This is a genomic window from Enterococcus sp. XAF26B05_ASV22 (assembly GCF_056727285.1).
In genome coordinates this window covers 3,180,287-3,195,539 of the sequence record NZ_CM161538.1, presented here as the reverse complement: position 1 = coordinate 3,195,539, position 15,253 = coordinate 3,180,287, and the positions used below count along the sequence as shown (strand labels likewise).

The 15,253-nt window shown below is 36.4% G+C and carries 12 protein-coding genes; 10 read left to right on the top strand and 2 right to left on the bottom strand.

Features of this window, described 5'->3' with window-relative positions:
- Positions 1-39: 39 nt before the first annotated feature.
- Both AC1PU0_RS15750 and AC1PU0_RS15745 read right to left on the bottom strand, forming a co-directional pair.
- Entirely contained in the window at positions 40-1,812 is a 1,773-nt protein-coding gene (locus AC1PU0_RS15750) for an oleate hydratase (protein ID WP_069653444.1), read from the bottom strand.
- Positions 1,813-2,002: 190 nt separating this feature from the next.
- Complete coding sequence (locus AC1PU0_RS15745; RefSeq protein WP_206848898.1) at positions 2,003-2,809, bottom strand: hypothetical protein; 807 nt, start codon at positions 2,807-2,809, stop codon at positions 2,003-2,005.
- Positions 2,810-3,761: 952 nt separating this feature from the next.
- Here AC1PU0_RS15745 and AC1PU0_RS15740 point away from each other — a divergent pair.
- The 10 genes from AC1PU0_RS15740 (at position 3,762) to lepB (AC1PU0_RS15695) (ending at position 15,246) form a co-directional block, all read left to right on the top strand.
- The gene (locus tag AC1PU0_RS15740; protein ID WP_479998569.1) at positions 3,762-4,862 is read left to right on the top strand and encodes a tyrosine-type recombinase/integrase; all 1,101 of its coding nucleotides are present in this window, start codon (positions 3,762-3,764) and stop codon (positions 4,860-4,862) included.
- Between the two features lie 321 nt (positions 4,863-5,183).
- Entirely contained in the window at positions 5,184-5,903 is a 720-nt protein-coding gene (locus AC1PU0_RS15735) for a response regulator transcription factor (RefSeq protein ID WP_206848901.1), read from the top strand.
- A gap of 99 nt (positions 5,904-6,002) precedes the next feature.
- Complete coding sequence (locus AC1PU0_RS15730) at positions 6,003-9,809, top strand: WxL domain-containing protein (RefSeq protein ID WP_479998568.1); 3,807 nt, start codon at positions 6,003-6,005, stop codon at positions 9,807-9,809.
- 18 nt (positions 9,810-9,827) lie between these two features.
- Positions 9,828-10,181, top strand: a complete 354-nt coding sequence (locus tag AC1PU0_RS15725) for an LPXTG cell wall anchor domain-containing protein (RefSeq protein ID WP_111246823.1) — start codon at positions 9,828-9,830, stop codon at positions 10,179-10,181.
- 4 nt (positions 10,182-10,185) lie between these two features.
- Entirely contained in the window at positions 10,186-10,986 is an 801-nt protein-coding gene (locus tag AC1PU0_RS15720; protein WP_069653439.1) for a WxL domain-containing protein, read from the top strand.
- Positions 10,987-11,015: 29 nt separating this feature from the next.
- Positions 11,016-11,774, top strand: coding sequence for a WxL domain-containing protein (locus AC1PU0_RS15715; protein WP_069653438.1), 759 nt, complete (start codon positions 11,016-11,018; stop codon positions 11,772-11,774).
- A gap of 209 nt (positions 11,775-11,983) precedes the next feature.
- Positions 11,984-13,087, top strand: coding sequence for a WxLIP family cell surface protein (locus AC1PU0_RS15710; protein WP_479998567.1), 1,104 nt, complete (start codon positions 11,984-11,986; stop codon positions 13,085-13,087).
- A gap of 25 nt (positions 13,088-13,112) precedes the next feature.
- A complete protein-coding gene (locus AC1PU0_RS15705) occupies positions 13,113-13,778 on the top strand; it encodes a hypothetical protein (protein WP_479998566.1) in 666 nt (221 codons plus the stop codon).
- Between the two features lie 31 nt (positions 13,779-13,809).
- Positions 13,810-14,508, top strand: a complete 699-nt coding sequence (gene lepB / locus AC1PU0_RS15700; RefSeq protein ID WP_111246827.1) for a signal peptidase I — start codon at positions 13,810-13,812, stop codon at positions 14,506-14,508.
- Positions 14,509-14,526: 18 nt separating this feature from the next.
- Positions 14,527-15,246, top strand: coding sequence for a signal peptidase I (gene lepB, locus AC1PU0_RS15695; RefSeq protein WP_479998565.1), 720 nt, complete (start codon positions 14,527-14,529; stop codon positions 15,244-15,246).
- Positions 15,247-15,253 lie beyond the last annotated feature (7 nt).

Below are 15,253 nucleotides of genomic sequence, written 5' to 3'. Positions count from 1 at the left end.
CCATTTGTATTCAACTATTTTGTAACAAGAGCTGATGATCTAAATCAAATCAGCATCTTTCAAAATATCCCCAATATACGTATCTTTCGTTTTATCAACAAACTTTTCAACAATTTTGCGTTCTACAAAAGGTAATTCCATTTCAGTTAATTTTTTCTTATCAGATAAATAGTAAACAGAATTTGCCAAAGTCCGTAAATCGTAAGCTGATGCAAAAACTTCTGGGACGCCACGTTCAACGTCTAATAATTGATAGACAGCTTCCATCGCAGTTCTAACAGAGTATTCAGTAGTGAAGACGGTATCTCGCTCTGTTTCTGCGAAGTTTCCGATAAACGCTAAGTTTTTAGAACCGTTAGGAATGACCAACGGCCGGTCTCCTGGTTCACGTAGCATAAAGTAAGAGGTGATAAATGGCATATAAACTGGAATTGCCGTACATGAATGTTGCGCAAATTTGATGATATCTTCCTCCGGAACGCCTAAATGATACATCAACTCTTGTGCAATTTCTTCACCAGAACATTGTTCGATTGGTTTTTTAATATAATTTCCTGGAGTATTTGATAGTAAACCATATACCCAAGTGATCGATTGTTGTTCAGTTTGTTCTTTAAAGTGAGGTTGGCGATGCATCGCAAAACTCATTAACCAGTTGGAGTCTTTGATCGTAATAATTCCACCAGTCACGATTTTTCCTGTTCGCAATTTACGGTGTGTCAGTCTAGAAATGTAAGGCTCGATATCAAAGTTTTCCCATGTTACAGTAGCAGAAACGAACCAGCTTTCTGCTGGTAAATTCTCACAAAAGACATCGGGATTTCCAAATTCTGAAGATTGTTTCGCTAAATTTTTCCAAAGGTTCCAACTACCGCCTAAATCGTGTGTAATCGGTGCGGGTGTATGGTGGTCGCCCTCTGTTGAACTTTCAGTGATTGAACCATTTGTTACGAAAACCAAGTCATTTTCGGTTAAGTGAATTTCTTCTGTTTTGCCAGCTCTGGTTAGTAAGATACTTTTTGCAACTTTTGTTTCTTCGGTGATATCCACTTTGATATCATTGATTTTTGTTTCATATTGGAAATCTACACCATTTTCGTCTAAAAAGGCTAATAATGGTTTGACTAACGATTCAAATTGATTGTAGCGTGTAAATTTTAAAGCAGTGAAATCTGGTAATCCTTTAATATGATGAATAAAACGCATCACGTAGCGTCTCATTTCAATAGCAGAGTGCCATTTTTCAAAAGCGAACATCGTACACCAATATAACCAGAAATTGGAATCAAAAAATTCTTCGGTAAAGACATCTTCGATTCGTTTCCCAATTAGGTTATCTTCTGAGGTCATAAATAAATCAACGAGTTCTTTTTGCGCTTTTTTAGAGAGAGTAAATTCACCATCATCTGAGGCACGTTCGCCTCGATTGTAAATGATACGACAGTTTGAAGAGTTAGGGTCGTCATGATCCAGCCAGTAAAATTCGTCTAATACTGAAGCATCCTCTACTTCTAAAGAAGGAACGGAACGGAAAAGATCCCACAAACATTCAAAATGATTCTCCATTTCACGTCCACCTCGTGTAACAAAACCATCATGGGGAATAAATTTTCCATCCAACGATCCGCCTGATAAGGATAGTTCCTCAAAAATATGGATATGTTCACCTTTCATGTGTCCGTCACGAATCAAAAAGACTGCTGCTGCTAAACCAGCTAAGCCTGCGCCAACGATATAGGCATTTTTACCATCCACACCGTCAGGTTTTCTGCTTCTTGCAAATGCTTCATAGTTCCCACTTACGTACTTCATAAAGATCCCTCCTGGTTTTTGATTTGTTACACTGTTATTGTAGCAAGGAACTTTTTTACCCACAAAGGATAGCTGTACGAAATAAGACAGTTGCGTAATTTTGTCTGAAAAATGCTAAAAAAACTCTTTTGATGTATAAATCACCAAAAGAGTTTTTGTGCTATATCAATCTTAAAAGATAGAACTATACTTACTCAACAGCTGTCCACTCGTTCAATGTTTTCCCAGAAGCATCAACCAGTTCAAGCCAACTATTTGTTCCACCAAAATATAAAAACAACCCTACTTCATTGACACTTTTTAAAATGATATCTTCTGTCGTCACATTGTTTTTAACTTTGTCTTTATGGTCTTCTCGAATTCTTTGCCCCATTTTTGCAGAAAAGCCTAGCGACCCGTCTTTGTTAAGTGGTGGATTTGCCATCATAGTAGCCCCAGATTTTAGAAGCATTTCATTTCTCTTGTGCCAAAGAACGGTTGCTTTACTCTCTCTTGTATCAACAAAAAAGTCGATTTGACTAACCTCTTTGGTCCATTTGTGACGTGCTTTAGTAGGTTTGGCGTTGGCTTTTTTAGGTTCTTCATTGTGTTTTAAAAGATAGCCGAATCTTTTTAAGATGAATAAAACTTCGTCTTTATAAGTAGAGACTGTCTTTTGATAACTTGTAGGGATCTTTGTTTCTAGTTGTGAAGGGATAGTCAACTGGATGCCATTATCTTTGGCTTCTAGAATGAACTGCTGCGCTAAATAATCCAATTCGATATCCCACGACGGAGCGATAGTGATTATTGTGTTATAATCTACCTCGTTTTGGAAAGTGCCAGCTTCTGATTTTCCTATTGAAGTGATTGTATCATCTTTAAATAAAATATAGATAGCTGGTTGATCGAGTACAATTTTATCGCTGTTTTCAATAATCGTAATAATTCCTTGGTTGTTGCTCAGTTCAATGCTTGTTTTGGTTTCTGTGATAAGCACATTTAATTGAATTTCCATAGTTATCTCCTTCAGGGAATAATTCGATTCGTCATGTATCATAATGCTTGTATATCCGCACTTAGAGTCTATCATGAAACTGTAGATAAGTCCTTCAATTAAAATCAATTTTCGTTTCGAATAGTTATTTTGAAATAGGAAAGAGACTGAGAAATAACTCTACGAGTCATATCTTAGTCTCGAGGAATCTGATTAAATGGTTGGAGCAGAAGCAACCATTTATTCGGAAAAAAGCTGATATTTACAAAAGTTTGAGGGTAAATTTCGTGAATTCTTTCTTATTTCTCGGGGTTAAATACTTCTGTCCAATCTTATTGGTTTGTTATATGAGTAGCGTTAAAATCTTAATGTTTAAAAAACTATAAAATAAAAAAATCGAGTGACCCATCATTTATCATATTTTATATAATGTGATTATCTGTTATTTTTATGTGAAATAAAATGTGTTGTTTTATAATTAGAAATAATGTAGAGTAGGCTAAAGTTGGGATTTTATAAAAATACAAAGGTTATATAAAGTGTAATAGAGAGAGTTTAAATAATATATATATGTTTTATAAGATGAAAATAAGTAATAAGAAGTTATTTCTCTAAAAATAAATAACTATAGAAAAGTTTTATGGCTGTCATGAGTTATCAGAAAGTGGAAAAGGGTCCATTTTAATCAAAAAAACATTTCTTATTTTACGCTAAAACAAGAAATGTTTTTGATATTTATTTAAAATTATTTGAACAACAAATTCATTGTATTGGTTTTTTGAAAGAAAATCAATGGGGGTGACGAAAAAAAATACTATTATTTTTTCAATTTTTTAAGGAATAATATAAAAAAATGAGAATAATAGGATAGTTATTTTTTATTTATGTGATATAAGCGAAATGATGAGTTGAATGATCGGTTGTTTTTTTCCGCCGTCAATTCCGCCGTCAGGAAAGAAAGGATTTGATTTTTTTGAGTAAAGGCGAAAATATATATAAAAGAAAAGATGGTCGTTGGGAGGGGAGATATCCGAAAGGTAGAAAAGCAGACGGCTCTATTTACTACGGGTACATTTATGCGCGTTCATACCGAGCAGTCAAGGACCAGATGCTAGACAAAAAAATTCAGTTAAGATTATTTTACACAAAGAATACTAGAGAATTTCAAGGGACATTTGGAGAGTGGACGCAATTTTGGTTATCGGACATCATGGCTCCAACTATCAAAGAAAGTACTTATGCAAGTTACAGCAATAAGCTACAATTACATATTTTACCAATTTTAGCAAAACGTCCATTAAAGAAAATAACAGCAATAGATATCGATCGTTTAGTAAAGAGTTTATCTAAAAATTTGGTGGCAAGTTCTGTACATATTGTTTTTCGTATTGTAAAAAGCTGCTTTGAGGCCGCTAAGGAACGAGGATATCTTATCTTGAACCCTTGTGAACGAACAGTACTGCCTAAAATAGGGAAACAAAAAGTTCGAGCTCTAACACGACAACAGCAAAAAGAGGTAGAAACGGAGAGTTTGAAATCGACAAAAGGATTGCCTATTTTGTTAGCATTAGAAACGGGTATGCGAATTGGTGAAATCTGTGCGCTGAAATGGGAAGATATAGATTTTGAAGCGTCTATCTTAAGAGTTCACCGAACCAAACAACGGATTGCTTTGCCTAGCGGTTCAGGACACCTGACAAAAATCGTAGAAACGGCGCCAAAAACAACGAATGCAGATCGAATAATCCCGCTCTCTAAAAAAATCAAAAGAATCTTATTAAAATGGAAGAACCAGTCAGCTTCTACTTATGTTGTCGCCAATGGTTCAAATTCTATCGAGCCTAGAACTGTTAGTTATCGCTTTGAGCGCATAAAACAGAAGCTAGGTTTATTAAATGTACCTTTTCACGCACTTCGTCATACCTTTGCGACTCGGTGTGTAGAGTTGGGTGCGAATATCGCAGCAATTAGTTCATTACTGGGTCATTCGTCTATAAAGCTAACATTGGATACGTATACAAGTTCTTTTCTTGAAGAACAACGTACGACTATTGATAGATTAGCTTCTATATAATGTACATTCAATTTCTGTCTGCTTCATAAACGAGTAGTAATGCCATTATTTATTTTATTAAAAAGTTAGTCCTTTTTCTGTAGGCTGGCTTTTTTTTGTTTTTTCGCGCCGTCATTTTTACCGTCATAAAGTTCTATAATTCCCATAAATAAAGGCCGAATTCACTTATTTCTTGTTTTAGCGTAAAACAAGAATCTTTTCCTAAGTTTTTAATATCTAGATAAACAGTATAGAAACTATTCTAGATTACTGCAAACATAATGACTAACTTTTGAAAGAATGGACAAAAAAATACATAGAATTAAAGAGGGGCGACAGTGAATGTATAATGTAGGAATTATTTCGGCAGATAATAAAGTAGAAGACTGTACCTATGTAGATGCATTGGAAGAATCAGAATGTACGGTTCATTATCTACAGGACAAACAAAAATGGTTAGTCAGCGTAGAACAGTTAGATGCTCTCATAATTGAAGAGACGGAAATGGATAATCAGATAGGGAAGATTTGCGAATCCATTATAACAATACGGGAACAAAGTTCTGCTTTGATTTGGATAATGTCGAAAAATGCGGACAAATCTACCAGGATTGTCTATATGAAGTTAGGTGCGGACGGTATTATCAACAAGACGATCGATTCGGATGAACTTTCCTTATTTATTCAGAATAACCTAAATAGATATGTTAAAAGCGCAACGGAGAACAATTTTTCTCCTGATCGTTCATTTAAGGGGAAAAATGTAGGGAAAAAGAAAAAAATTGAATTGATTCCATCTAATTTTAGCGTTCTATTATCTGGAAAAATTGAAGTGAGCTTAACACAGTTAGAATTTCGAACGATTGAATTGTTAAGCAATCATCCGAGCCAGGCATTGACTTATGAAGAAATTTATCAATACGTCTGGAATGGGTCGGCCAGAGATAAGAGATACCGAGTTGCTAACATTATTTACCATTTAAGACAAAAAATAGCGAATGGTGATTCTTCTACTCAATATATCAAAACAATTCGTTCGAAAGGGTACATGCTGCTAACATGATTAAACTAGTTTTCAATTTTTTATTATTGAAGAGGATTATATTCAATAATAGAGAATTTGAAATAAATTGCTTTAAATTTACGGGGAAGGAGGAAAAAAATGAAAAGAAAATGGATCATAACAACTGCTTGTATGGTGAGCATTTTAGCTGGGTATCTTTACTTTGAAAAAGCTGAAATAAAAGCGGAAGAAAGCATTTCTACTTACGCAGATGGACCAACTACTCTCGCTAGTGGGTCATTGATCACTTATCCCAACGTCAATTTGGTGGACAGTGCCAATCCAGGAGCTGCTACGCCAATACCAGGAGAATATGCAACATTATTTCGTATTACACCTAGATTGACCTATACAGTTTCAGGAGCGACAAGCGAAGGAGCGAACTACGCGCGCTTTGATAAACGGGATATTACAGGAAATAACTTTGTGCAATTGAATAAAGTAGCGATTTATAAAGGTGGATTTGTAGATTTGCGCGCCACGATCGAATCGTATACATCTTCTACAGCGAATCCAACTGCGTATATCTACTACCCAACTTCCACAAGTAGTAATGCGCAAAAAGAAAACTTTCTAAGAATCGATACACGTGGTACTAATGCGCAAATGAGGGTAAGATATGATTTCTTCAAAAGTGGCACTACAACAAAAATTCCCATGAAAGCAATGTGGAATGTGAAACGATTGAATTATCTCAAGGGATTAACGATTGATTCTGACAGTACCTTTTTACAAGGATTATACACGTATTCAAATAGTGAGATTATCTACAGTGATGTGGGTGCCGGAACGACTAGGTTTGTTGGGACTTCTGGTGGAGAAAAAGCAACGCAGGAGTTTACGTATCTATTTAATTCAGATGGTTCTATGCAACAAACAATTGATTTACCGTCAGGAGCAGTGGGTTATTTGAAATATGAAACGTCAGCTATGACGAGGATTATTCTTCCACCGCCTCAAATTCTGGGAGAAACCAACGAAGATCAAAATAAAATTGATTACACTGTTGTTCAAGATATGCCAGAACAATCAGATGCCTCTTTTTATCCTAAGCAATATACGATGTATATGAATGCTGATGAGATTTTTGATTTGTCTCAGGCGACCGTGAAAGTTACAGATATGAACGGAGCTAATACTACTTCGAAATTTACGATTACAAAAGACATTCCTAATAATCGTTTTGTCGTAACTGTTCCAGCGAGTACGCTAAGTAGCGCATCATTTGTTAATAATTCATATGAATTTCAGATTACGTCTAAACTCACTGCAGGTGTTGATAAGGAAAAATATTATCAAAGTGATGGGTACTTACACATTCCAATGACTGTTTACAATGTTACGGGAGATGGACAAAGTGAGATCAATGAAGGAATAGCTAAGACAAAATTAGGCGGTTCCCCAACAGCTGATCCAGTACCGCAAGAAGTAATGGTCGGATCAAGTACACAAGATTTGGATCCAGCGGATTTGGTATCGAATTTAAAAGGTGTTTTTGCTTCAGAAACAGTTAGTGTAATTGGCTTTGATTCCGAAAAGACATTTTCAACAGTTGGCAACGAGACAGTCATTGTCGTCATTAAAGGAGACAAAAGTGGTTTGACTGAGAAGATTAGTGTACCGATTACAGTAAAGCAATTTAGTAATCCTGAATTTATGACGAAGGTTGTTTCAGAGGTGAAACAGTCAGATGGTTCGTGGAAAAAAAGTGAACAAGCAAAACCGTTGGATGAAGTTCGCTTTACTATAACATCAGAATTAACGAATGATTTAAGTCGATGGCAGCAAGCAAAACTGTATGCGGAATTAGATGCGTTATATAAAAATGTAACGCCCGTTTCAGCAGAGACGATTGATTCAACCGGTAATTCTAAGAATTTAGGGTTACCAGTAGTATCACAAAAAACACCATTTGCTGTTGTTCAAACGGCAGATGATGATTTATTGATAGGAAGCAAAGGCAGTATTTTAAAGCTAGTCTATACAGCTCAAGTTGATGCCTCTGCTAGTTCTAAACTATTAAAAACAAAGGCTACTCCAAAAGGACTGAATCCTGATAATTCAGTAATCGCTGAGTCAAATACTGAACATTTACTGAATGTTTTGGATGTTGAACCCCCAATTGCTACAGCCAAGTTGACGAAGGTCACACTAAATGATGCAGAGGCCATCATTGGATCAAGTGTTGATTTGAAAGGATTTTTCACGACAGTATCCGATAACGTTTCTCCAAAAGAAAAGATTACTGCAAAACTTTTAACAACGGATATTCCGTCGCTTGTTTCAACTGTGGGCAAAAAAACAATCAAGATTCGTTTGACTGATGAAGCAAGGAATTCAGCAGATTACGATACGTTTATTTATGTAGTTGATGATTCTTACAACTGGGGAGAAGACGGTATTATCAAGGGTACTGACTTTAGAATGGATTACAGTGATTGGCCAAGCAAAGATCAACGTCCTTTAGTTGTTACTAAAGGAAAAGTTGAAGCATGGCAGTTCGTCAAAGATAAAGCCGGGAATATCCTCGATGTGACGGATGTAACAGCAGATGAAACATTATTTAGCATCGATATATCTAAAGTAACAAATGCTGAAGAAGTTGCGCATGACATAACATTAAAGTTGAAAGACACAACGAAAGTGATCACTGTTACGTTTAATGATCGAACCAAACCAACTGGGACAGGTAAGCTAACATTTGTTGATTTAGGGGATAATGCGTCTATTGAAAATGCATCCGACTATACAGCTTATTTAACAGACTGGTCGGATAATGTTTCAGCTAAAGATAAAATTGCTGTAACGCTAAAACCAGGTCAAAACCTAGTGAATACTGTTTCAAAAGTAGGACCAGCTAGTTTTGTAGTGATCTTAACTGATGAGGCTGGAAATGCAGAAGAAGTGACTGTTCCAATCTTTGTCAAAAATGATGAGATGGTAACAAGCAATAAGTATGTAGTAGATGGACGAGATTTCAGTATAGCTGCGAAAGATTATCCGACTTCAGAAGAAGCGATTTTAACTATGATTCGTGAAAAAGGGAAACTAGCGCTTTGGGAAATCGATGATGCAACTGTTACTTCGTTGGATGCGTCCAAAATTTCTATTGATAAAGGTACTTTACCGGGACCTTCAGCACCTGGAACCCCAGTTGCTAGTGGAGATTATCAAGTAACGCTAAGTTATGGTGAAGGACCTGCTAAGGTAGAGAAAAACATCAAAGTAACAATCATTAAAAGTGTTTCGACAGTCAATGTAGAATTTGTCGATGATACCGGTAAAAAAATTCACGAAACCGTTCCGGTCAGTGGAAATATTGGTGGGACAGTCGATTTGACAAAGAACTCAGATGTCAAGGCGGTATTGGATACTTTGATTGGTCAAAATTATCAAATTCAAAAAACACCAATACCAGAGGATGCTATTCCTGTGAACGAAACAGAATATGCAGTTCAATACGTTTTTTCAGGTACATTGTTTATCTATTCTGCCCCTCAATCTATTGATTTTGGTTTGCAGGATGCCGGTATTTTTGGTGTTCGTGTAGAGAAACCTGCGTATGATAAAGAGTTGATCATCTGGGATAATCGAACAAAATTAACGAATTGGACTTTAGATGCGAAATTGGAATCTTACTTGACAAGTAATGATGGTGAGGGAGCAAAAATCTTACCGGAAGCCATTCGCTATCGAACGGGTGAAGGAAAAGAAAGTGAGATTATTTTGAATAATGAGAATCAGCCAATTGTTGAAGATGCGCATACGACAACAGGTCAATACGATGTCAGTGACAAATGGAAGACTGGTGAGCGAGGATTTAAATTAGATGTTCCAGCTGGTGCGGTTCGTGAATTAGGGAAATATAAGGCGACGATTGTTTGGACTGTTGGAGCAACACCATAACAGATGGAGGAAAGAATAATGAATCAAAAACATTTATTTTCAGCTTTCTTTGTCTCTGTAGTTGCGGTTGTCCTATTTTTCAGCTATCCATTGTTTGGAATGGCTGAAGAAAACGGCGGAGCGGTTCAGACAAATGGCGGAATTACCTTTTACGAAGAAAGTATATCTAATAGCTCAACCGAACAAAGTACGACACCCTCAACTACGTCAAAACCAACGAGTCAAAAACCTGTAGGGAGATATCCGTCAACAGGAGAATTGGTGAAAGCCAGCCTTGGAATCAGCGGGGCTGTGTTAGTTGCAATCGTTTTGATTCTGTTCTATCTGAAACGTAAGAAAGAGCGCGAAAACACTGAGGAAAAGGGGGCTTAACAGAATGAAAAGAATAAAAATGGGTCCTCTGTTGATGTTGCCGTTTTTCTTAGTTGTGCTCTTGAAAGGATCAGTGCCTGTATATGCAGAAACAACTGGGCACGGAACAGGAAAAATTCAGTTTGAAGGGGAATACGATCAAATACTCAAAGATCCAGAACACCCAGAAAATGAAGTAGATCCAGGAGACAGCCCGTCTACAAAAGGTGATCTGAGAATTGATTTTGTTCCTCAGTTTGAATTTTGGCAAAACGAGAAAACCACAACGGATGCTGTGTATTTAGGAAATGCGCAACTGTTCCATGGAAAACTTGGAGCCAGAGGCAATTTTGTACAAGTGTCTGATTATCGTGGGACTGGTAAAGGGTGGAGTTTACAGGTTCGTCAAGAAACACAATTCAAAAATGACAATACTGAAAACAAAGAATTAAACGGTGCCGTGATTTCCTTAGATCAGTCTTGGGCAAATTCAACCAGAAGTAAAGAAGAAGCACCAATTGTGCAAAAAGATGTGATTCGAATTGACAATATCGGGCAAACATATAATTTAGCTGAAGCTAAGCCTGGTTCTGGAGAAGGTACTTGGTCTATTATATTTGGTGCTTCTGCCGAAAATGATCAGGGGAAAAAGGAGTCACTAACACCACGTTTAGACAAAGAAGGGAATCCAATCATGGACCCGAACTTTGATAATAAACCAATGTATAAAAATGATGCATTAAAGTTGTCCATACCGGGGGCAACGAAAAAAGATCCGGTAACTTATCAAACGGTGATAACTTGGATTTTATCCGAGCTACCATAAATAGTCCAAAATATTAGGAGGAAATACAAATGAAAACTACACACAAATTAGCAAGTGCTGCATTATTAGCAGCAGTCGGCGTAGGTCTTGCAATGCCATCAGCAACAAAAGCAGCACCTGAACAAAAAGGAAAAGGAAATATTGAATTCCAAACAGATTTAACAACAAATCCAACGAACCTACCACCAGGTGAATCATCAGGTGATGAATTAACAGAGCCAACTCAAAATCCTGATCCATCTGCATTGAAAATTGTTTCAGTAACAGATATGGATTTTGATAAGCACGATATTATTGCGAATGACTCTGAAAAGACATACAAAGCGTTACCGTTCACAGATGGTACTCAAACAACAGCTCACTTTGTCCGTTTTAGAGATGTTCGTGCCAACGTTGCTGAGAACTTCTACAGCATTTCCGTTGCACTGACAAAACAATTTACAAGTACAGGAGCAGTTGCTTCTGAATTGACTGGTTCAAAATTAACGTACAACAATGTTTCTTTAGTAACAGGTACAAATAAAGCTACTTTGCCTACTTCAGCAGCTGTAAAAGCAGTTTCCGATTTAGAATTTGCTGAAGATGGTTCAAAAGCACAAACAATTTTGACAAATGATCAAAAAGGTAAAGGGTTTGGTGTGTTTGAATTAATGTTTGACACAAACGAAAAAGCCAAAGCTGGTAAAGATGCTTATGATGGTGTGACATTGAAAGTTCCTGGAGACAACGTTTTGAAAGAAGCTAAATACGAAGCTGAAATCACTTGGGCCATCACTGCTGCACCGTAAAGAACTGTTTTAAAAAAGAGGCTAGAGAGGATAATGTAAAAAATGAGACTGAGGTATAATGCTACGAGTCATAGCTTGATTTCAAGGTTAAACACTTCTGTCTGATCCTCGCTTCACTAGTCTTTTATCAATAGTTAGAGGGTGAAACAAAACGAATCCATCGTTTTGTCCCACCCTCTTATTTTCAAGAATAGAAAGAGGGATTTTTAATGCTAAAAAAAGTAGCGATTAAACTGCTAGGTTTACTATACATAGTTGCAATCATCGTTGTTTCTGCAGAGTCGGTTCAGGCAGAAGCATCGAAAGGAAGTCAAAATTCTGGCGGTTTCTCTTATGAAGTCATACTTCCACAAAACCAACATAATCCCGAAGCAGGGTACTTTGATTTAAGAGTAACACCAGGCCAAAAACAAAAGCTTCAAATTAAAATGAGAAATACAGCAGATAAGGAAACAACTGTTTTAGTTAGCTTAAATGGCGCCAAAACCAATAGTAATGGCGTTATTGAGTATGGAGAAAATAAAATGAAAAACGATGCCTCTTTAAAATATGATTTTAAAGACATCGTAACAGGACCAAAAGAAGTAGTTTTAGCACCGAAAAGTGAAAAAATATTGGATTTAGATCTGAAAGTACCTGACGCTTCTTTTGAAGGGTATATTACAGGAGCGGTCAGTCTGTCAGAAAAAGATCAAGATGGATTAGACTCTAAATCTGATGAAGGAATGATCAAAAATAAATTCGTTTATCAAACAGGTATTCAATTGAGTGAAGGGGATACAGATCAAATAAAACCAGATTTAAAACTGAATAAAGTTTATCCTGAGCTAAATAACTATCGTAATTCCGTATTCATTAATTTTTCAAATATTCAACCAATTTATATTAATGATATGACCGTAGAGGTTCAAATCATGGGGAAGGGCTCAGATGAAGTTTTATACGATACCAAAAAAGCCAAAATGCGGATGGCACCAAATACATTGATCGATTTCCCAGTATCAATGAACGGTGAAAAAATGGTACCAGGAGATTACCGGGCAAAAATCTTAGTAACGACAAAGGCTGGTGATCGTTGGCAGTGGGAGCAAGGATTTAAAATTACTGATGAAGATGCGGATAAATTTAATGAGCAGGATTTAACCTTAGTCCAAGAATCGGGTATTGATTGGGTACTGATCGCAATCGTTGTGGGTGGTATTTTAGTTTTAGTGTTCATTATTTTCATTTTGATCCGTCTGATGAAAAAAAATACTAAAAAGAAAAAAGGCAAAAGAAAAACTTCATCACCAAAGAAGAAAAAGAAGAATTAATGAGTACTAGAGGAGGCCTAGAAGAATGGAAATACTAGATTGGTTATTTATAGGATTACTTTCCTTAGCTATCCTCTGTTTTGTATTGATGCTTCTCTTTTCGGTGGTGACAATGCAAACGGGTAAAAAAATTCGTCGACTGAAAGTCAAGAAGCCAAAACGAAAGCCTAAACTGAAAAAATGGAAGAGAGCCTGCCGTGCTTTGATGAAAAAACGCAAACAACAAATTCGTTGGGTGATAACGTTTTTATTGATAGGAATCATCGGACTAAGTGGAGCGTTTTACAGTCGTTATTATCAAGCAACCAATCTAGGAAAAAAAGATTCAGATGCGTTGGTCCAAGGCTACTTTTTAATTTCAGGTATCGAGGAGCAACTGAATCAAGTACAGGGGACAGATAACCCTAAAAAAGTTCAAGGAACGCTATATGATTTATCGGCGCGACTCGCTAGTTACGGGGCACATTCTGCAAATGGACGGTTATCTGAAGAAGGGCAAAAACAATTGAATCGCCTATATTCAAACATGAAAGAATTAGGAGTGAATATGGGAAGTCAAACGGTAGAGTCATTAAGCGACCAAGAAACATTAGACGGATACAAAGCAGACTTGAAGAAAACCCAAGACAATCAGAAAAAAGTATTAAAGTATTTCCGAATCAACGAAGCATCTTTAAAAGGAAATAAATAGCTATTTTCTCGCACGTTAAGGAGGTTCTTTAATGAGTAGAAATAAGCCAAAAGTTCTTCAACAAAAAAAAGGTAGAAATAGGAAAAGGGGCCATCCACCTCATTCTGCTTCTAAAAAATCTGTGAAACAAAAACACTTTAGAAAGCAATCATTGAAACAAAGAAAAAAAAGGCAGCGAAAAAGAATTAAGAAGCTACTTGTAGAATTGATTTCCAGTCTCACAATAGCTGTGTTGCTCATTTACCTAGTGTCTTTATTGACCTTTGTGATTCCACAAATAGAAGGTTTTGGAATGGCTCCGAATTTGAAAGAACCGAATCGTATTTTCGTTAATCGTTTAGGAGAAATCAAAAGATTTTCCCTTGTTTATTTTCATGTGCCGAAACGTTCAAAAGAAGTTTCTACTCGTAGGGTGATTGGTCTACCAGGAGAAAAAATAACATACAAAGAGGATACTTTGTTGATTAATGGGCAAGAACAAGTGGAGCGTTTTTTAACTGAAGAGTTGCAAAAAGCTAAAAAAGAAGGGTACCAATTAACAGAAGACTTTAGTACAGAAGATATACCAGGAACAGTTCTAGGAAGGATACCCCAAGGGAAATATTTAGTTTTAGGGGATAATCGCACTTTTGCAACCGATAGTCGATATTACGGGCTCGTTGACGAGAAGGATATCATAGGTGTTGCTACAATGAAATTACTCCCACTTCATGAAATGATGAAATTGTAGAAAAGATAGGTAGATGATATGGGTCCGAAAAGATTAAGAAAAAAACAGCAGGAAGAAGCATATAAGGTAAACCGAAAAAGTCCATATCCCCCCAAAAAAAGGAAAAGACGGTCATCTGAGAAGAAAAACCAAATTCAGAGTTCTAAAAAGCAAAAAATAAAAAAAACAATGGGGAAAAATAAACGAGCGAAACGCTCCAATTATTTAGAGACACTCGTATTTCTGATGTTTGCTATTAGTTGTATCAATTTTCTTTTAAACTATCGCGCTCATTTTGTGGATGGTCATTCAATGGATCCTACATTCCAAAATGGAGACCGCTTGCTTGTTCAAAAAAGTAAAAAATTTGAGCGCTATGATATTGTGACTTTTGAACCTAAAGATGAGCTGGGTGAGTCGTATGTCAAACGCGTGATTGGATTACCTGGGGATCGTATCTTTGTCAAGAATGACCAATTGTATCTAGTTGAGCATCTAGATAACGATGTGGATCTTTCCCAATGGATCGATGCCGGAGTTTTACCAGATAGCACTGTAGTAGTGAGGATTGCACAGGAACCTACTTTGAATCTATTACGTAATGTAGAAGAAATTCCGAAGGATCATTATTTTGTTTTAGGGGATAACCGTTCCAATTCTAAAGATAGTCGTTCGATTGGATTTGTTAACAGTGATCAAATTGAAGGGGTGGTTAACTTTAGATTTTATCCATTCAATCGATTTGGATTTGTTCATTAAACTGTAA